19 protein-coding genes and 1 pseudogene are annotated in these 18,352 nt (G+C 64.2%); 2 read left to right on the plus strand and 18 right to left on the minus strand.

Annotated elements, in window-relative coordinates; genetic code table 11:
- Nucleotides 1-7: 7 nt before the first annotated feature.
- From IP89_RS14305 to IP89_RS14350, 10 genes are read right to left on the minus strand one after another with little or no spacing between them, the layout of a single operon-like run.
- Nucleotides 8-433, minus strand: a complete 426-nt coding sequence (locus IP89_RS14305) for a thioesterase family protein (protein ID WP_043310255.1) — start codon at nt 431-433, stop codon at nt 8-10.
- Nucleotides 426-1,967 (minus strand): histidine ammonia-lyase, encoded by a 1,542-nt coding sequence (gene hutH, locus IP89_RS14310; protein ID WP_043310256.1) that lies wholly within the window; start codon nt 1,965-1,967, stop codon nt 426-428. Before hutH ends, IP89_RS14305 begins: the two co-directional genes overlap by 8 nt.
- Nucleotides 1,948-2,892: a glycosyl transferase gene (locus IP89_RS14315; protein ID WP_043310258.1), complete on the minus strand. Its 945-nt coding sequence runs from the start codon at nt 2,890-2,892 to the stop codon at nt 1,948-1,950. The genes hutH and IP89_RS14315 overlap by 20 nt, the downstream gene beginning before the upstream one ends.
- Nucleotides 2,889-3,623: a glycosyltransferase family 2 protein gene (locus IP89_RS14320; protein ID WP_043310260.1), complete on the minus strand. Its 735-nt coding sequence runs from the start codon at nt 3,621-3,623 to the stop codon at nt 2,889-2,891. The genes IP89_RS14315 and IP89_RS14320 overlap by 4 nt, the downstream gene beginning before the upstream one ends.
- Nucleotides 3,616-5,280 carry an acyl-CoA synthetase family protein gene (locus tag IP89_RS14325; protein WP_043310262.1) on the minus strand — a complete coding sequence of 555 codons (1,665 nt, stop codon included), beginning with the start codon at nt 5,278-5,280 and terminating at the stop codon, nt 3,616-3,618. The genes IP89_RS14320 and IP89_RS14325 overlap by 8 nt, the downstream gene beginning before the upstream one ends.
- Nucleotides 5,277-5,822: a membrane protein gene (locus IP89_RS14330; RefSeq protein WP_043310264.1), complete on the minus strand. Its 546-nt coding sequence runs from the start codon at nt 5,820-5,822 to the stop codon at nt 5,277-5,279. The genes IP89_RS14325 and IP89_RS14330 overlap by 4 nt, the downstream gene beginning before the upstream one ends.
- Before the next feature lie 3 nt (nt 5,823-5,825).
- Nucleotides 5,826-6,089 (minus strand): acyl carrier protein, encoded by a 264-nt coding sequence (locus IP89_RS14335; RefSeq protein WP_043310265.1) that lies wholly within the window; start codon nt 6,087-6,089, stop codon nt 5,826-5,828.
- Nucleotides 6,090-6,100: 11 nt separating this feature from the next.
- Complete coding sequence (locus IP89_RS14340) at nt 6,101-6,361, minus strand: phosphopantetheine-binding protein (protein WP_043310266.1); 261 nt, start codon at nt 6,359-6,361, stop codon at nt 6,101-6,103.
- A complete protein-coding gene (locus IP89_RS14345; protein WP_177326883.1) occupies nt 6,342-7,151 on the minus strand; it encodes a 1-acyl-sn-glycerol-3-phosphate acyltransferase in 810 nt (269 codons plus the stop codon). Before IP89_RS14345 ends, IP89_RS14340 begins: the two co-directional genes overlap by 20 nt.
- The gene (locus tag IP89_RS14350; protein WP_043310268.1) at nt 7,124-7,840 is read right to left on the minus strand and encodes a beta-ketoacyl synthase chain length factor; all 717 of its coding nucleotides are present in this window, start codon (nt 7,838-7,840) and stop codon (nt 7,124-7,126) included. Before IP89_RS14350 ends, IP89_RS14345 begins: the two co-directional genes overlap by 28 nt.
- A 228-nt stretch (nt 7,841-8,068) precedes the next feature.
- On the opposite strand from IP89_RS14350, the gene IP89_RS14355 reads away from it, so the two are divergent.
- Nucleotides 8,069-8,833 carry a ParA family protein gene (locus IP89_RS14355; protein WP_043310269.1) on the plus strand — a complete coding sequence of 255 codons (765 nt, stop codon included), beginning with the start codon at nt 8,069-8,071 and terminating at the stop codon, nt 8,831-8,833.
- Nucleotides 8,834-8,890: 57 nt separating this feature from the next.
- Here the strand turns inward: IP89_RS14355 and IP89_RS14360 are convergent, their stop codons facing one another.
- The 4 genes from IP89_RS14360 to IP89_RS14375 form a co-directional block, all read right to left on the minus strand.
- On the minus strand, nt 8,891-9,685 hold the full coding sequence (locus tag IP89_RS14360; RefSeq protein WP_043310270.1) for a universal stress protein: 795 nt from the start codon (nt 9,683-9,685) through the stop codon (nt 8,891-8,893).
- A 113-nt stretch (nt 9,686-9,798) separates the two neighbouring features.
- On the minus strand, nt 9,799-10,242 hold the full coding sequence (locus IP89_RS14365; protein ID WP_043310271.1) for a PaaI family thioesterase: 444 nt from the start codon (nt 10,240-10,242) through the stop codon (nt 9,799-9,801).
- Between the two features lie 89 nt (nt 10,243-10,331).
- Nucleotides 10,332-10,766, minus strand: coding sequence for a thioredoxin TrxC (gene trxC / locus IP89_RS14370; protein ID WP_043310272.1), 435 nt, complete (start codon nt 10,764-10,766; stop codon nt 10,332-10,334).
- A 54-nt stretch (nt 10,767-10,820) separates the two neighbouring features.
- The gene (locus IP89_RS14375) at nt 10,821-11,798 is read right to left on the minus strand and encodes a sulfite exporter TauE/SafE family protein (protein ID WP_043310274.1); all 978 of its coding nucleotides are present in this window, start codon (nt 11,796-11,798) and stop codon (nt 10,821-10,823) included.
- A 184-nt stretch (nt 11,799-11,982) separates the two neighbouring features.
- On the opposite strand from IP89_RS14375, the gene IP89_RS14380 reads away from it, so the two are divergent.
- Nucleotides 11,983-13,230 (plus strand): MFS transporter, encoded by a 1,248-nt coding sequence (locus IP89_RS14380; RefSeq protein WP_043310275.1) that lies wholly within the window; start codon nt 11,983-11,985, stop codon nt 13,228-13,230.
- A gap of 14 nt (nt 13,231-13,244) precedes the next feature.
- On the opposite strand, the gene IP89_RS23740 is transcribed toward IP89_RS14380, so the two are convergent.
- From IP89_RS23740 to IP89_RS23545, 4 genes and pseudogenes are all read right to left on the minus strand, one after another.
- Nucleotides 13,245-14,507: a hypothetical protein gene (locus tag IP89_RS23740; protein WP_256203150.1), complete on the minus strand. Its 1,263-nt coding sequence runs from the start codon at nt 14,505-14,507 to the stop codon at nt 13,245-13,247.
- A gap of 105 nt (nt 14,508-14,612) precedes the next feature.
- The gene (locus IP89_RS14390; RefSeq protein ID WP_052081087.1) at nt 14,613-15,485 is read right to left on the minus strand and encodes a tetratricopeptide repeat protein; all 873 of its coding nucleotides are present in this window, start codon (nt 15,483-15,485) and stop codon (nt 14,613-14,615) included.
- Complete coding sequence (locus IP89_RS14395; RefSeq protein ID WP_043310277.1) at nt 15,466-17,664, minus strand: phosphatidylserine/phosphatidylglycerophosphate/cardiolipin synthase family protein; 2,199 nt, start codon at nt 17,662-17,664, stop codon at nt 15,466-15,468. The genes IP89_RS14390 and IP89_RS14395 overlap by 20 nt, the downstream gene beginning before the upstream one ends.
- A gap of 12 nt (nt 17,665-17,676) precedes the next feature.
- Nucleotides 17,677-18,352: pseudogene (locus tag IP89_RS23545) on the minus strand (type VI secretion system tip protein VgrG); the annotation flags it as partial.

Genomic DNA, 18,352 nt, shown 5'->3' on the forward strand with positions numbered 1-18,352 from the left:
CGCAGTTTCACCCGACGACCTTGGCGACGGCGTCGGTGAACACTTTGGGCGAGGCCAGCAGCATCTCCCGAGTCGCTATCTCCACCGCCACCTGCACGCTACTGCCGCGGGTCATGCGTTCGCCCGTCGCCACGTCGGTGATCAGGTAGTTGATCTTCAGGCGGTTCTCCCACTCGACCAGGTCGGCGCGCACCTTGATCCGTTGGCCGAACTGGGCGCCGCGGATATAGCGCAGCTGCAGGTCGATCACCGGCCAGGCGTAGCCGGCGTCGCGCATCTGCCGGTAGTTGTGGCCGAGCTTGTCGAGCAGGGCGCAGCGCGCCTCCTCGAAGTATTTGACGTAGTGGCCGTGCCAGACCACTTCCATCATGTCGACGTCGAAGAACGGGACGAGGATTTCAACGTCCGCCTGCAGCACGCCCTCTTTACGCATACAGCCCCCAGTGGCGGCTGCGGATACGCACCAGGCACAGGCGCAGCTCGCCTTCCAGGGCGCGATCCTCGATTACTGGCGGGAAGTCCGTGGTCAGCTGCTCGCGCATGGCGGCCAGCGGCGCGGGGATGTCGGTCTTGCCGGCGCGCTCGCGCAGCCACACGCCCTGGTTGGCGGCCAGCAGGGTGGCGGCGGCGACCTGCTCGGTCAGCTCCAGGCTGCGCAGGGCATCGCGTGCGGCGATGGTGCCCATGCTCACCTTGTCCTGGTTGTGGCACTCGGTGGAGCGCGAGAACACGCTGGCCGGCATGGTGTTTTTCAGTGCTTCGGCAGTCCAGGCGCTGGTGCCGATCTGCACGGCCTTGAAGCCGTGGTTGATCATCGCGGTTTCCGCCGGGGCGCCGGACAGGTTGCTCGGCAGGCCGTGGTTGTAGCGGGTGTCGACCAGCAGGGCGAGCTGGCGGTCGAGCAGGTCGGCGACGTTGCCGACCAGGTTCTTCAGGCTGTCCATGGCGAAGGCGATGTGCCCGCCGTAGAAGTGGCCGCCGTGCAGGGTGCGCTCGGTCTCGGCGTCGAACAGCGGGTTGTCGTTGGCGCTGTTCAGTTCGATCTCGATGAACTGACGGAGCAGGCCCAGGCTGTCGGCCAGCACGCCGAGCACGTGCGGCGCGCAGCGCAGCGAGTAGCGGTCCTGCAGGCGGTGCAGCGGCGGCAGCGGCTCGGCCACGGCCAGATCCTCGCGCAGCCAGGCGGCGACCTGGGTCTGCCCCGGGTGCGGCTTGGCGGCGAACAGGCGCTCGTCGAAGTGTTCCGGGTTGCCTTCCAGCGCCACCACGTTGAGCGCGGTGATGCGGGTGGCCAGCTGTAGCAGGTAGTCGGCGCGCGAATAGGCCAGGCAGGCCAGGGCGGTCATCACCGCGGTGCCGTTCATCAGCGCCAGCGCTTCTTTCGGGCGCAGGGTCAGCGGCGTCCAGCCGAGTTCCTTGTGCACGTCCGCAGCGCTGCGACGCTCGCCCTGGTACATCACTTCGCGCTCACCACTGAGGGTGGCGGCCACGTAGGACAGCGGGGTCAGGTCGCCGCTGGCGCCGACCGAGCCCTCTTCCGGGATCAGCGGCAGCACATCGTGTTCGAGGAAGGCCTGCAGGCGCTCCAGCAGCTCCACGCGCACCCCGGAAACGCCGTGGCACAGTGACTGCAGGCGCGCGGCCAGCACGGCGCGGGTGCTGGCCTCGTCGAGCAGCTTGCCCAGGCCGCAGCCGTGGAAGGTGAACAGGTGCTTGGGCAGCGCCTCGACCTGGTGCAGCGGCACGGCCACCACGCAGGAATCGCCGTAGCCGGTGGTCACGCCGTAGATCACGCCTTCCTTGTCCAGCAGGGTGTCGAGGAAGCGCGCGCCCTTGGCGATCTTCTCGCGGTAGGCGGCATCGTTCTGCAACTGGGCACGGGCGCTGCGCTGGGACAGGGCGACCACCTGCTCGATGGTCAGCTGCTGTTCGCCGAAGGTCACGTGGTCAAGCGGGAAGGTCGTCATTGGCGTTCCAGAACGGGTAGAAGTTGAACCATTGCCGCGGAGCGTTCAGGCAGCGTTCGCCAAGACGCTCGGCATAGCGTTGTACCCAGCCGCGGATTACCTCGTCGCGTTCCTTGCGCGTCCACTGCACGCGTTCGGCAAAGCGTTCGAGGATCACCTGGTAGCGGCCATCGATCTTCAGGCAGCTCATCAGGTTGACCGGGCATTGCAGGAGTCCTGCCAGCAGCCAGGGCCCTTGCGGGAAAGCGGCCGAATGGCCGAGGAAATTCACGCTGACGTTGCGCCCGCCATGCAGCGGCACGCGGTCGCCGGCGATTGCCAGCCACTCGCCGCGCTCCAGGCGCTCCGACAATTGCAGCATGATCGCCGCGTCCAGTTCGCTGACCTGGATCAGGCGCAGGTGGCTGGCGCCGGCCTCGCCGAGTAGGCGGTTGAACTGTTCGGCGTGCTTGGTGTGCACCAGCACGTTCATTTGCACCTTCTCGCCCAGCTCGGCCAGGGCGCGGCACACCTCGAGGTTGCCCAGGTGGGCGCCGACCAGCATCTGCCCGCGCGGCTCGCTGTGCAGGCGCTGGCGGATGCCGTCGGGGTCGACCAGGGTGATCTGCTCCAGGCCGAGGCGGCCGTTCCACACGTCGAGCTTGTCCAGCAAGGCGTCGGCGAAGGCCATGAACTGGGCGAATACCGAGCCGAAGCGCGGCGCCAGTTCGCTGCGCCCGCTCCAGCTGGCCAGGTTGTGCTGGTACTGGCGAATGCTGCGCCGCGCCTGACGGCCGAAGGCGAAGAAGTACAGGACGATGGCGTACAGCACGGGCGTCAGCGCGCGGCGGCCGAGCAGGCGCACGGCGCCGGCGGTGAGTTTCATCAGCAGGAAGTGGCCGCGCTCGCGCTGGCCGGCCCAGTGTTCGGCCTTCTGCCCGTTCATCCGCGCCACCTGCGCCAGAGGATCAGCGGCGCGCGCAGCAACATGCCGAAGAACAGCTTGGCGTGCATCTTCGAGATCAGCGCGTTGTCGTGAAAAAGCCGGAAATGCGACAGGCCATCCAGCGGGTAATGCACCTTGGTCGGCAGCCACTGCATCGGCTGGTTACGCCAGGCCAGGCGTACGAGGATCTCCGGATCGAAGTCCATGCGCTTGCCCAGGTTGCTGGCATCGAGCAGTGCCACCGTGGCCGGCAGCGGGTAGACGCGGAAGCCGCACATGGCATCGCGGATCGACAGCGACAGGCTGTTGATCCACACCCACACATGGGTCAGGTAGCGCGCATAGAGGCGGCTCTTCGGCACACTGGCGTCGTACTGCGGGTAGCCGCAGACCAGCGCCTGCGGATGCTCGCGGGAGGTGCCGAGGAAGGTGGCGATATCGGCCAGGTCGTGCTGGCCGTCGGCGTCCACCTGCAGGGCGTGGGTAAAGCCCAGACGCTGCGCCTCGCGCAAACCGGCCATGACCGCGCCGCCCTTGCCCTGGTTGAGCGGCAGGCGCACGAGATAAGTGTTGTCCTGGGTGGCCAGCTGATCCATCACTGCCGCGCAGCTCGGGCTGGAGGCATCGTCGACCAGCACGCAGGGCAGGCCGGCTTCGTGCAATGCGGCGACCACCACGGGCAGGGCGTGCTCGTGGTTGTACACCGGGATCACCGCGCAGGGCTTATGCACTGGCCGCCCCCAGCAGGATGCGCCCGGACGAGCAGGGCGCCTCGCCATTGCGGTAGGCGAAGTACAGCTTGCCGCGTTCGGCGTCGAAACGCAGGGTCAGCTGGATGCGGTCGCCGGGGCGTACCAGTTGTTGGAACTTGAGCACTTCCATGCCGCAGAAGCGCGGTGGCAGTTCTTCGATCAGGCCGCGCGCCAGTTGCTGGGCCCAGTCGATCTGTACCACGCCGGGCAGTACCGGGGTCTGCGGGAAGTGGCCGGTGAAGTGGGCCAAATCCGGCGGTACGTCCAGCTCCAGCTGCCATTCGCCGTCGACCAGCTCGGCCCGGCGCGGTTCGACGCGGGTCGGCCGTGGCGCGGCGACCAGTTCATCGACCGTGCTCTGCGCCAGCTTGCCCTGGCTGCTGTAGGGCAGCTCCAGCAGCAGGCGCCAGCGGCGTGGCAGGGCGATGGCCTCGCAGTGGCCGGCCAGGTGCTTGCGCAGGGTCTCGGTGACGGTCTTGCGGCCCTGGTTGCGCAGGGCGTGCAGGCCGGCCGGGCTCAGCGCCAGCAGGGCGCCGAGGAAGGCGCGGCCTTCCTGGATCACCCCGAGGCGGGCGTCGGCGACCCACTCGTGCTGGCTCAGCGCCTGCTCCAGCATGGGCAGAGAGATGCGTTTTTCTTCCAGCTTGACGATGCGGTCCAGGCGCCCACGCAGGGCGAAGCGGCCATCGGCCTGCAGCTCGGCGGCGTCGGCGCTCTGCTCGACATGCCCGGCCGGCAGGTAGGGCGAGGCGATGCGCAGGGCGCCCTCGTCGTTCAGGGAAAGCTCCACACCGGGGAACGGCTGCCACAGCTCGCCGCCCTGGCGCCAGGCGATGCCGCCGGTCTCGGAGCTGCCGTAGATCTCGCTCGGCTGCTGGCCGAGCTGGCTGCCCAGCTCGCTGGAGACTTCCGCCGGCAGCGCGCCGCCGGAGGAGAACACCCGGCGCACCGCGCCCAGGGCATTCCAGTCGAGGTTGTCGCCCATGCGCTTCAACAAGGCGGGGCTGGCGACCCAGGCGAAGGCCGGTTGGCCCAGGCTCTCGCGCTGCAGGTCTTCGGGGAACGGCAGGGCACGGCGCCAGAACGGGCGGCCGGCGCACAGCGGCCACAGCACGCGGAACAGCAGGCCGTAGATGTGCTGGGCGGCGACGCTGCCGAGGATGGTCGCGCCGGCCAGGTCCTGGCCCCACAGCTGCTCCAGGGCATCGACCTCGTTGGCCAGCTGGCGCAGGGACTTGTCGATCAGCTTGGGCTCGCCGCTGGAGCCGGAGGTGCACAGGGTCAGGCGGCAGGCGTCGAGATCGAGAGTGGCGGGGGACAGGGCTTCGCCATCCAGGCCGTCGAGTGAATCCAGCCACAGATCGGCCTGCTCAGCGAGGCGCTGGCGGCTCTGCGTCTGGGCATCGGCCGGCAGCAGCACGGCAACGCCGGCGCGCCAGGCGCCGAGCAGAGCGATGGCCAGCTCGCCGGCATCCTCCAGATACAGCGCCACGCGCTGCACGCCGCGCGCCTGCAGGGCGCCGGCCAGGCGCAGGGCGCGCTGTTGCAGCTGGGCGTGGTCGAGCGCCGGCTCCAGCGCCACGGCACGGCCGGCCAGGGGTTGCAGCAGATGATCGGCAAGCGGCAGCCAGCTCATCCATGTCTCCTTACTTGCTGGCGGATCAACCACTCAGCGGCGAACAACAGGCCCATCAGGGCATAGGCGATCAGCCCGGTGTACAGCATCCACCAGCTCAGCGGCGCCCACAGGGTCAGGGCGCTGATTAGCAGGGCGTTGGCTAGGAAGAAGCCGGCCCAGACCAGCGTGACCTTGCGCGTGTAGCGCACCGCGTGCTCCGGCAGCTCCGGTTCGCGCAGGCGCGCCAGGCGCTCGATCACGGGCGGGCCGAACTTCAGCGACAGGCCGAACAGCGCCAGCAGCATCAGGTTGAGCAGCACCGGGTACCAGCGCAGCAGCGCCGGCTCGCCGGCCAGGCCGAGCAGGGCGCAGAAGGCCAGAGCGGCGCCGGCCATCCACAGGCCACCAGGCTTGTTGCGCTGGGTCAGGACGCGCGCCAGCCACAGGCCGCCGAGCAGGGCAGCGAACAGGCGTGGCGACAGGTGCTCCATGCCGTAGTACACGGCAAAGGGGTAGAGCAGGCCGGCCACCACCAGCAGCAGGCCAAGCAGACGAGCCATGCGTCAGCCGGCGGTCGTTTCGGCGTTGACCACCTGGTAGACGGCCTCGACCACGTCGCCGACGGTACGCACGGCCTTGAACTCCTCGGCGGCGATCTTCTTGCCGGTCTGGCGCTTGATGTGGTCGATCAGGTCGACGGCGTCGATGCTGTCGATTTCCAGGTCTTCGTACAGGTTGGCTTCGAGGGTGACGCGCTCGGCGTCCAGCTCGAACAGCTCGACCAGGGCTTCCTGCAGGGTGGCGAAAATCTCTTCACGGCTTTTCATGTCAAACGTCCTCAGGCGGCCTGTTTCGAGGCGACGAAAGCGGCCAGGCTGGCGACGTTGGCGAAGTGCTGGCGGGTGTCCTTGGCTTCGGCGTCGATCTTGATGCCAAAGCGCTTCTGGATGGCCAGGCCGAGCTCCAGGGCGTCCACCGAGTCGAGGCCCAGGCCTTCACCGAACAGGGTCAGGTCGGCGGCGATGTCTTCGGCGGCCATGTCTTCCAGGCCCAGGGCCTCGATGATCAGGTTCTTGATCTCAGTTTGCAGATCGCTCATCTGTTGCGAGCTCCTTCATGAAGTGTTGGTGCAGATGGTCATTGAGCTTGCGCGAGGCAATCGGCAGCGGAGCCTGCTCGGTGAATTGCCGCGGGTCGATATCCTCCCCGACTCGCAGGCGAAAATGGAAACGACGCGACGGAATGCTGTACCAGGGCTCGGCCTTGGTCAGGGTGGTGGGCGTCACGCTGATCACCACCGGGGTGACGATGCTGGCGCCGCGCACCGCAATGGCCGCCGCACCACGATGAAATTCCGGAACCTGCCCCGGCGTGGTGCGCGTGCCCTCGGGGAACACGATCAGGGTCTGGCCCTGCTCCAGCGCGCCGGCGGCCTCTTCGAGCATGTCCATGCTGCCGCTGTTGCTGATGTAGCCGGAGGCGCGGATCGGCCCGCGCATGCACGGGTTGTCCCACAGGCTCTGCTTGACCACGCAGTTGGCGTCGCGGATGAAGGCGATCAGCACCACCACGTCGATCAGCGAGGGGTGGTTGGCGATCACCATCTGACCCGGCCGGCCGAGACGTTCGGCGCCCTCGACCTCGTAGGTCAGCACGCCGGTGCGGAACATGAACTGGACGAACCAGTAGAAGGTGCGGCTGACCACGGCGCGGGCGCGGGTGCGGCGGGCCAGGGCGTCGCCGGGCAGCAGGGAGAGCAGGGGGAAGACGACGATTCGCAGCAGCACGCCGCCGATGCCGAACAGCGAGAAGCTCAGCGCGGTGGCGATCAGGCGCCACCAGTACGGGGCGCTGTAGGCGCTCAGGCCTTGCTGCGTGACCAGTTCCATTGTCGGCGTTTCCAGTGGTGTTGCAGGGAGTCCACGTCGCTGCTGAGGGCGCGGACCAGTTCCAGGGCATGCGGCCATGCAGTGCGCGGGCCAGAGCCTTCGGCGAGCTGCAGCTGCCAGTCGGTGCCCGGCCGCAGCAACAGGGCCACGGCATAGGGGAAGGGCACGTCGTCGATGAAGGGGCGGTACAACTCGGGCGGCGTCTCCTCGGCGACGATCAGCAGCACGCCGGGTGCGCCCTCTCCCAGCAGGGTGGCGGCCTCCAGCATGGCCTGCTCCAGGCCGTCGCCCTCGGCGGCCAGGGCGGTCATCTCGCTGGTGTCGCCGCGCTGGATCGACCACAGGCCGATGATCGCGTTGTGTACCGAGAGGCTGAACTGGGTGGGCGAGAGCGGCTCGTCGTGAGCCAGGTCGCTGAGGATGGCCAGAGTGCGCGGGGTCTCGCCGTGGCGCGAGGCGAAGACCAGGGGCATCGGGCCGCATGCTTCGGCCAGCGGCCAGGCGACGTGGAAGGCCATGCGTGCCAGGCGGCTCAGGCGGCGGCGCTGCAGGGCCGGGAGAAAGCCGACATCGGGCTGTTCGCCGCCGTCCTGCGGGGCGAAGGGGGCCTGTTGCCAGGCGTGCCAGTCGGCGGTGCTGTCCAGGCCGGGGGCCCAGGCACGCCAGTGTTCGATCCTGAATTGAGTCACGCTGAGAGCTCTTCTCGGCCCGTCGGGAGGGCATCCTTGTCAACGACTGGTCCGGCGGGAGCAGGCGGGACCATGGCGAGGTGCTGGCATTATCCAGACCGTGCGCGGCCCGCGCAAACTCCAATATGACCGTCCGGACAGGAGGAGCCCGCCCGAGCCGCATATTCCTCGCCCTTGACACGGGGTTTGCATAGAATCCCAGACCAATTGCGATCAGGGAGGTGTCACATGCGGCGCGTGGTGTTCAATCAGAAGGGCGGCGTAGGCAAGTCCAGCATTGCCTGCAACCTGGCGGCGGTGAGTGCGGCGGAGGGCTATCGCACCCTGCTGATCGACCTGGATGCTCAGGCCAACTCGACCCATTACCTCACCGGCCTGACCGGCGAGGACATCCCCATGGGGATCGCCGATTTCTTCAAACAGACCCTGTCGACCACCTCCTTCAAGAAGGGCAAGGTCGATATCTACGAGACACCGTTCGACAACCTGCATGTGATCACCGCGACTGCGGAGTTGGCCGAGCTGCAGCCCAAACTGGAGCAGAAGCACAAGATCAACAAGCTGCGCAAACTGCTGGAAGACCTCTCCGAGGACTACGACCGGATCTACCTTGATACCCCGCCGGCGCTGAACTTCTACACGGTTTCCGCGCTGATCGCCGCTGATCGTGTGCTGATCCCCTTCGATTGCGACAGCTTCTCGCGCAATGCCCTGTACGGCCTGCTGGCCGAGATCGACGAGCTGAAGGATGACCACAACGAGGACCTGCAAGTGGAGGGCATCGTGGTCAACCAGTTCCAGCCGCGCGCGACCCTGCCGCAGCAGCTGCTCGACGAGCTGATCGCGGAAGGGCTGCCGGTGCTGCCGGTGAACCTGATGAGCTCGGTGAAGATGCGCGAGTCGCACCAGGTCTGCACCCCGCTGATCCACCTGGACCGCAGCCACAAGCTGACCCAGCAGTTCGTCGAGCTGCACAATCTGCTGGAAAGCTGAGTTTTCCCGATCATGAAAAAGGCGCCCTAGGGCGCCTTTTTCGTTTGCGGCTGAGGTTCAGCGCACGACGAAGATGTCGCAGGGCGCCTTGTGCAGATAATGCTGCGCCAGGCTGCCGAGCAGGGCCTGGGACAGGGCGCTGCGGCCGTGGCTGCCGAGCACCAGCAGTTGCGGCTGCTTGCTGGAGATGTGCTCCTGCAGGGTGCGCAGGATGCCGCCGGTGCGTACCTCGTGGCTGAGTTTCGGCGCGTTGGCCGGCAGGCGCTGCGCCTCGTCGTGGATCAACTGATCGATCAGCGCACGCTGGGTGAGCAGCTCGGCCTCCTGGGCGCTGCCCTTCTGCTGCGGCTCGAATACGTGCAGGGCGTGGATGCTCGCCTCGCTCGGCAGCAGCAGCCCGGCCTGGTGCAGGGCGGTACAGGCGCACAGCGAGAAGTCGATGGCGGCTACCGCGCTGCGGTACGGCTCGGCTTCGTCGCGCGCGGCGAGCAGCAGTGGCACCGGGCAGCGGCGGGCGATGCGGTCCAGGGTGGTACCGGAGAACAGTTCGTGGCGCTGGTGATGGGCGCCCAGCACCAGCAGGTCGGCGCCACTTTGTTGCACCTGCTCCAGCACGCCTTCGGCGGGCTTGCCCTGGCACAGGCGCAACTGGCTGCCGGGTGGGGCGAAGGCGGTGAGGCTACGGTCGAGGGTCTGCTCGATGCGTTCGCGCTCGGCCTGGCCCAGCTTGGGATCGAACACGTGCAGCAGGGTCAGCCTGGCGTTGTGCTGGCGGGCGATCTGGGCGGCGCGGCGAAGAGCTAGATCGGCGGTATCGCGCAGGTCGTGCGCGATGAGGACATGTCCTGTCATTTCGTTCCCCTTGGGGCGCCTCGTCCATGCGCGGCGCCGGTGAAACCTCTGCGGGTTTTTTAGAATGTGCTTTCTAAATAGACCTGCTTGGGCTTGGGGACAAGTCCCGTACGTCAGTGTTTACGCAATTGATAGAGCGCGCTGGTCTCGGCCACCACTTCGCCGCTGCCATCGCACAGCTGCAGTTCCAGGCGGTAGTCGGCCTTGCCGGCGTGCTCGGCCTCGGCCTGGATGCGCTCGATCTCCGCGGCATCCAGTCGCGCCTCGACCGAGATGTCGCTGGTTGCCGGGCGGCGGAAGCGCAGGTTCATCTCCTTGATCAGCGGATAGAAGCGCTGCACGTCGAAGCTGGTGAGGAAGAGTGCGCCGCCAGGAATCTCGGCCAGAGTGAACAGGGCGCCGGCGTAGAGGGTGCCGATATGGTTCTGGTTGCCGGCCAGGGGCATGCGCAGGCGCACGAAGCCGGGCTCGAGCTGTTCGGCCTTGAGGCCGCAGCGTTTGACGAAGTCGATCTTCTCTTCGGTGAAGACGCGGGCCATCTCGGCGGGTAGCGGCATGCTCGGGCTCCTGGCAGGGTTGCCCCGAGACTAGCCGCTGGCGCTGCAGCGGCAATGACCGCGGCGCTCGCCGCGGCTGACCGATTCGCTCAGATGCCCTGGCTGCGCAGCCAGCCGAGCAGTTGCGGCAGCGGCAGGGCGCCGGCCTGGCGGGCGACTTCGACGCCGCTGCGGAACAAGATCAGGCTGGGGATGGAGCGGATGCCGAGCTGGCCGGCGAGCTGCTGGTTGGCTTCGCTGTCCAGCTTGCCCAGGCGGCAGCGGCCCTGCAGCTGGCTGGCGGCTTGCTGGAAGGTCGGCGCGAAGGCCTTGCACGGCCCGCACCAGTCGGCCCAGACATCGACCAGCAGCGGCAGGTCGCCCTTGAGTTGTGCAGCGAAGCTGGCCTGGGTCAGCTCGAAGGGCGCACTCGGCAGCACCTCGTGCTTGCAGCGGCCGCAGCGCGGCGCATCGCCCAGGCGCTCGTTCGGAATGCGATTGAGGCCGTTGCAGGCGGGGCAGGGAATCAGCAGGGGGTGGCTCATGTCGGTGTCCTCCTGCCGCCTAGATGGAGGCGGCAGGTGCGCAAAGCAAGGGGATCAGAAAAGCGACTTGTAGATGTTGAAGGCGCTGATCAGGGTGATCAGGCAACCGACGATGGTCATCAGGGTGCGTGCCGGGATCTTCTTGCACAGGAAGGCGGCGAACGGTGCGGCGAACATGCCGCCGAACACCAGGCCGGCGACCATCAGCCAGGTATCCAGCTCACCGGCCAGGAGGATGAAGGAGGCTGCGCTGGACAGGGTCAGGAAGAACTCGGCGAAGTTGACCGAACCGATGGTGGTACGCGGGTCGCTGCCAGAGCCGATCAGGCTGCTGGTGACCACCGGGCCCCAGCCACCGCCGCCAGCGGCGTCGACGAAGCCACCGAACAGGGCCAGCTTGGCCACGTGCTTGGGCGCCTTGCGCTGGGCCACATGCAGGTAGGCCTTGCGCAGGATGTACAGACCCATCAGCAGCAGGTAGGCGGAGATGAAGGGCTTCATCACTTCGCCATCGAACTGGGTGATCAGGATGGCGCCGAGCACCGCGCCGATGATGCCGGGCAGCAGCAGGCGCAGGAACAGCGACTTGTTGACGTTGCCCAGCTTGACGTGGGAGATGCCGGACAGGCCGGTGGTGAACACTTCGGCGATGTGCACGCTGGCGCTGGCGGCTGCGGGTGAGGCGCCGGCGCTGAGCAGGAAGGAGGTGGCGGTGATGCCATAGGCCATGCCCAGGGCGCCATCCACTACCTGGGCGAGGAAGCCAACGGCTACCGCGCTCCAGAAAGTCGGGCTGCTCAGGGCGCTTTCAATGATCTGCAGGCCGCTTTCGCCGCCGTGGTCGCCGAAGAACAGGCGCCAGGCCAGGAAGCCGAGCAGGCTGACCAGGATCAGCACCGCCGCCCACATGGCGGCGCGCAGCACGGGGTGGTTGTCCGGGTGCGAGACGTAGTCTTCCACCGGCGGCAAGCCGAGTGCTTCGTGCTCCGCATTGAGCGGGCTCTGGCTGAGGTCGAGGTCGCGGATCTTCATAAAGCGGCTGCCTGACAGTGGGTGGTAGAACAGGCTGGAATAAGCAGGCGGCGAAGATAATGGCCTTTTCTTAGATAGTCTAAGAATGTTTGTGTAGGTTTATATTCTTTTTGGTTTTGAGTGACGGTTGCCTGGCCGTATCGCCCTGGCCTAGGCTTGGCCACCTTTTCCGCAGGGACGCTTCATGACTTCCAGCGCTCGCCCGAGCAATACCAGCCTGGTGTTGCTGGCCTCCCTCTATTGCGCCCAGGGCCTGCCGTCGGGGCTGGTGGCGCACTCGTTGCCGGTGCTGCTGCGTCAGCATGGCGTCGACCTGGGCCTGATCGGCCTGCTCAAGCTGCTGGCGCTGCCCTGGTTGCTCAAGGTGCTTTGGGCGCCCTGGATCGACCGCATCGGCTCGCGTCGCCTCGGTCATCACCGCGGCTGGATCCTGCCGCTGCAGGGTACGGTGATCCTGTGCCTGGCCGGCCTTGCCCTGATCGCCCCGCAGGCGCTGTTCGACTCGGCCTTCTGGCTGCTGTTGGGGACCTTACTGCTGATTAACCTGGTGGCCGCCTCCCAGGACGTGGCCACCGATGGCCTGGCCGTGCGCCTGCTGCCGGAGCGCTGGCGCGGCCTGGGCAACAGCCTGCAGGTGGGCGGCTATAAGGTCGGCATGCTGGCCAGCGGTAGCGGCCTGCTGCTGGTCATCGGCGGGCTGGGCTGGAATCTGTCCATCGGCCTGCTGGCCGCTGCACTGGTGCTGCTGACCCTGCCGATCCTCCTGTTCCCGGAGAAGCGGCTGCTGCCGCAACACGCCGAGCAGGCTGAACCTACCGGTCCCGGTCTGCTCTGGCGCCACTACAAGGGGCTGCTGGCGCAACCGGGCATGCTCGCCTGGCTGGCGGTGGTGCTGACCTTCAAGCTCGGCGATGCGCTGGGTTCGCCGATGATCAAGCCGATGCTGGTCGACCAGGGCTGGAGCACCACCGACCTCGGCCAACTGACCCTGATCAGCAGTCTGGCCGGCATCGGCGGCGCGCTGCTTGGCGGGCTGCTCTACGCGCGCATCGGCGCCCTGCGTTCTCTGCTGATCTTCGGCGCTCTGCAGGCGCTGGGTATCGCCGGCATGGCCCTGCTGGTGGGGCGTGGTGCCGATACGGGTCTGGTCTATGCGATCTCGCTGTTCGAACAGATCGCCGACGGCATGTCCACCGTCGCCCTCTTCGCCGTGATGATGCGCATGTGCCGCCCCGAGCACGAAGGTGCCGACTTCACCTTGCAGGCCAGTGCGCAGATTTTGTTGGCGGGGCTGGTAGGCGCTTGCAGTGGGGTGATTGCCAAAGCGCTGGGCTATGAGGCCCTGTTTATCGGCGCCGCCGTTCTGGGCGGTGCGATGCTGGTTTTGGTGATGCGCTATTTCGCGGCCGAGCGGCGCTCTGCGGCTGCCTGACAGTCGGGGTAGATTCAACCACGGTGGATATTGTCGTAGTCGTCGCCTTTGGGCGTCGCGTGAATGCCCTTGGCTTCCTGGCTGCGGTAATAAGCCTCGATGCCTAGGGTGGGCTCGATCCTTGCCTCGACGATGCAGGGTTTGTTCTGCCAGGGGTAGGTATCGATACTCCTCATCCTCTGTCCTACGCCTTTCTTCTCCCAGTCTTCGTATTTCATATCACGCCAGTAACGAGGCGCGCGGCCTGTCTTGCGGTCATGCTCGGCTGTGGTGGGGTCGAGGTGGCGGAATTGTTCGAGAATGGGCAGGTCCGGCAAAGGCTGGCTGACATCCATGTAGCGCTGCAGGGTGTCCCAGAAGGCCAGGCAGTCCTTCATGCGCATCCCCATGGATTGCACGCGCGCACCGAGGAAGACCTTGTTGTCGCTGTAACGATGGAGCAGCCATAGGGCGTAGCCGCCACCGCCATAACGATCGGGACGGTACTCCATGACCGGATCGAACTCGTAGAAGGGGGCGGCGAAGGGTTTCCGCCAGCGCCGTGCGAAGCTGAGCATTCCTGTCTGGCGGTTGAAGGCGCTGCCGTCGTGTTTGAACAGGCGCAGGTAGCGCTCCAGCAGGAAGTCCCAGCCAACCCAGCCCATGAAGACCAGCAAGGCCATGATTCCACAGTGGACGAAAAGACCAAGGCCGTACTGAGAGGTCTGGAAGGTCAGCAGCGAGGCTATGAGTGCTATTGCGAAGCCTGCCCCTGTTAAGAGGAAGTAATGTTTGCGTCGATCTCTTTTGCCTAGGGCAAACCAGCCACTGAGGCCGGCCAGAATAAAGACGGAAACAACGAAGGCGAGATCAATCGCGACCCCCAGGTTTGGGCTGATTGATTGATCGACCCATCTGATGGCGCTGTGTAGAGCCCCTGTGATCGCGAACATCCAGAACAGCCATGGCCAAAACACGATGCAGGTGATTTTCAGGAATGGAGCCAGGATCAGGAAGGCGGCGAAGTTCTCGAAGTTCCAGCGCTGATGATTGATGAACAAATCGGTTTCGCCGGTACGTTCAAAACTATCGCGATAAAGTTCGGCGCCTGGCTTCAGGTAGGAATCGATGTCCTGCCAGGCGTCCAGTTGGGCGTAGTGCCCCCGGCGTAACGGCGTACGCAGTCGCCCGTCCAGATTGCCAGTGCGATTGCTGGGCGGCAGTGTGGGAAGATCGTTGCTGCAATAGGTGGCGGGACCGTAGTAGCTGCCAAGGCTAGGCTGAATCTGGCTGTTCATGTGTTCAGGCAATCGCCTTGTTCAATACGCCAGTAGAGTATGTCTTCTTGGGAGGGTCACTATTTAGAAGGGCGTAGTCGCGGTCTGACTTTTGTTGTTTCTGCCTTAATAATCGTCCGCACGTCCTGTTGGCTTCCAGTTGATGTCCTTGTCGGCGTGGTAGCCCTGAATGGGGTGCGGGGGGAGTGGGTGGTCTTTGGCCAAGTCAGGGAAGCGAATATCGGGATTTTCTTCTATTTGGTCATATATTTTGCCGTAGGCATGGGCCACTCGTTTATCAGGTTTGTATTCAAGAAGACCATCTCGAAATGCATCCTCAATCGCCATTGCGCCTTTAGACTCGCCCAGGGCGGCTGCGCGCTGATAATAATGCATGGCTACTGGGATATTTACATCAATACCTTCGTAATAGGTGGCTAATTTATAGTTCGCATCTGCGAAGTCCTGTTTGGCTGCGCATTTTATATATGCTAGTCCTGTGGTATCTTTATTTTTGTCGTATATGTATATGTATCCAATTCGAGTCTGTGCGTGCGGGCTCCCCAAGTCGGCTGCTTTTAGCAGGAAAAGCATGGCATCTCTATCAGATTGCACTACCCCTACGCCGCGCTGCACCATAACGCCCATGTCGTAATAGCCGAGCGGTACATTCAAGTCGACCATTCGCTGATAGAGATCGATGGCTTTATTGGTGCTCTTGGGTACGCCTTTCCCACGTAAGTAAAGCTCTGCAAGATTGTGCATGGCTTTCCAGTGATCTTTTTCTACTGCGCGCTGGTATAGATTGGTCACTTCTTTCCAGTCCGGCAAGCGCTCCTTGCTTATATTTCTAGCTTGCTGAAACCAGCCGTCGGCTACTTGATCTAGCTGGGGGGCTGTATCCTTTTCGTGTGCGCACTTGAATTCGTAGGCCATTGCCTGTGATCCCAGCAAAAATAGCGAAAATGTAAGTAGTGCTTTAATCAACAGCTGTCGCATAAGGTGTCACCACATCCCAAAATCTTACTAGCTTACCCTTTAAAGGGAGGTTTTTCTTTTGTTGCTGCCAGTTCATGTCTATCGATCGTTCCCAGGCATTAAAGTCGGATTCAATATTTTTTAGCATATTGTATTTATCTTGTTTCAGTGCTTTTCCTGAATGCATCTCCCATAACCGCTCCCGCCACAATCTGGTGGTTTTTGGACTGGGCATGGCGATATTCAGTTCGGTGTCGCTGAGCAGGCTGCGGGCGTTGATATTGGCCGAGCCGAGGGTGAAGAACAGGTCGTCTACCAAGAGCAGCTTACTGTGCACGTAGATGGGTTTGTATTTTGCGGTACCTTGTTCAGGGCCGAGAGTTTCGGTGATTTGCTGGTCGGTCTGACGTGCGCTCTGGTTTTTCGCTGCTGCAGAGGTAGAAGTGCCTCCATCACAACTGACCAGCGTGGAAATAATCACTTTCATGCCATCGGGCGGCAGCATTTCCGGCTCCAGTTCGCGGGCGGCAGCCTTGTTGTAGTGGGTGTTGGGGTCGTCCGCTATCAGTTCATCTGCACGCGCTTCATCGATGTTCTGCTGGCGCATCTGGCTGCGTACCTGCTGCAGTTCGCGATCACGCTCGGGTGAGGTGGGGCGGGCGCTCAGCTCGCGCTCACGGTAGGCCAGTTGGCGCTGATCATAGAGGTTGTCGCGATGAGCCAGAGGCATCAGCTCGGCCTGGCCCAGGCTGTCCAGCATGTCATAGGAGGTGCTGGAGAAGTGACCACTCTCCGGGTTGTTGGTCACCACGAACAGGTGCAGGTCGTGCAGGGCGCCGGCGGTCTTGCGGTTCGCGGCGGTGTTCTTCAAGCGCTCGGCCAGCGGCTTGTAGCGGAAGTATTGGTTCTCCATATAAGCGTACTGATGCACGTTGCCCAGTGCCTTCTCGTAGATCTCGAGAATGGCTTCCTCCGGGCCTTCCTGAGGGTGTGTACGGCATATCTGTGCCGGCTCGCCGCCATCTTGGATGTAACTGAGTGGTGTGGTCGCTTTTCGCTGGCTGGCCAGGGAGCCCTGAAAGAGTCGCCTGATCCAGCTTGTGCCGCTATCCCAGGCGTTGCAGAAGTTGTGGTTGAGGTCGAACAGTACCGGGCCTTTGACGTGCAGGGACAGATCCTGCCAGGGGCCGAAGCCGATATCGCGATTGGCTGCCTTATCGTCGTAAAGGTGTGCCGTGGTATCCCAGTAGTTGCGGTGCATGTTGTGCCCCATCACGAAGCCTTCGGCCAGTTCGGGGTGTTGATAATCGGTGACCAGGGTCTTCTGGTGATGGCTGGGGAAGAGGCTGAGCAACAGAGTCTGTAGCCCCGTCAATTCGACATCTCCCATGAGATCCTCGCGCAATAGTCTGGCCAGGATCATCAGACGCCCGCGATGAATCCTGAAGCCGGCGTCATCGTGATAGGTCAGGCTGCCGATTAATTCGAAGTCTCTTGTCCTGAACTCGATGTTGCGCACCTGATTGCTATGCACCCAGCGAAACCAGTTGCGGGTGTAAGTCTGGGCATCCGGGTCGTGGGCGGTGCCACCCGAGTCGCGGCCCTTGGTATAGCCGGAATCCAATGCATCCAGCTTGCCTTGGATCGCGTTGAGTCGATCACGACTGGCGCGTCTCTTAGGCTCCTCGTTCGGCCCAAGCTCTGCCAGTTTTTGGCGCTCCTCTTGCTGCTCGAGCAGTAGTTTCTGGCGTTTGCTTTCACGGGCTTCGGTATCCACCGCTTGCCCCTCACTCTGGCCTGAGCCCTGCCAGGTGCCACCGGAGCCGCCCATGCCCTCGCCGATGATCGAGTTTTCCCCGAGCTGGGCGAGTTTGTTGTTCCAGATCAGCACACGTACTTCCACGCCCTGTTCGGCTTTGCGTTTGAGCAGATCGCCCAGAGGGAGTGCGCTCGGATCATCGCGCTTGAGGCGCATTGCCGGATCAAAACCCCAGCTAATCAGGTCGACGCTATGGCGAGCCTTGTCGATGCATTCATAAACCTTTGCGAATGCCTCCTCACCGCAGACCAAGGGAGTGACGATATTGCCGGCAGGGCGAGGTGGGCTGAGCGGTTTTTTGTTGTGAGCAAACCAGTCCAATGTCACCGTGGCGTGGCGATCTTCAAGCGACAGGCTGAGGTTCTGATCGAGATAGGTCATGTCTAAATCCTTTTACTCGGCGTCCTTGTGCTGCCCCGCCAAGAGCCGGCGGAAGTCGGCGGCCTCTTGCAGCGGCTCCAGTGAGGCCGCTTGCTTGGGGTAGTCGCGATAACCTTGGCGTCCCAAGCGCTCGCTGAGTGATCGACTTTGTGCATCGGCCTGCTCTTGCATGGCCAGCGTGAAGCGGTGCCCGTTCACTGTCTCTATGACATAAGACTGCGTGCCTGGGCGGTGATCGAAGCGCACATAACCCAGGGTGTCGGAAAAGCCTTTCTCCACTAGTGCACCGTCTGCGAAGAGCTGATAAGGCTCATCCGCATAGCCTGGGAGATTTGGCAGCGGTGCCAGACGAACAGCTAGCTGGTTGGCCGGGGGCTCATCGGCATTGCCGATAGCCTGTTCCAGCAAATTCCCGGCTTTGTCGCTATCCGCTATTCCCGGTAGTGCCGGCGGCTTTGGGGCTATGCTGCTGCCGGATCCCGGTGAGCCTCCGGAGTTGATCTTGATCTGCGGGCCTACCAGGGTGACGCCGCTGGCGTCCAGCTTGATGAAGCTGCCAGCGGCTTTGAAGGTCAGTTCGGCGCCGGCTTCGAGGACGACCTTGAGGCCGCTGGAGAGGTGGATCTCGTTGCCGGCCTCGACGAACTGTCCCGTGCCCAGTTTCACATGCTGCGTAGTGGCCACGGTG

It is taken from the genome of Pseudomonas sp. ML96 (assembly GCF_000761545.1).
Lineage (GTDB): Bacteria > Pseudomonadota > Gammaproteobacteria > Pseudomonadales > Pseudomonadaceae > Aquipseudomonas.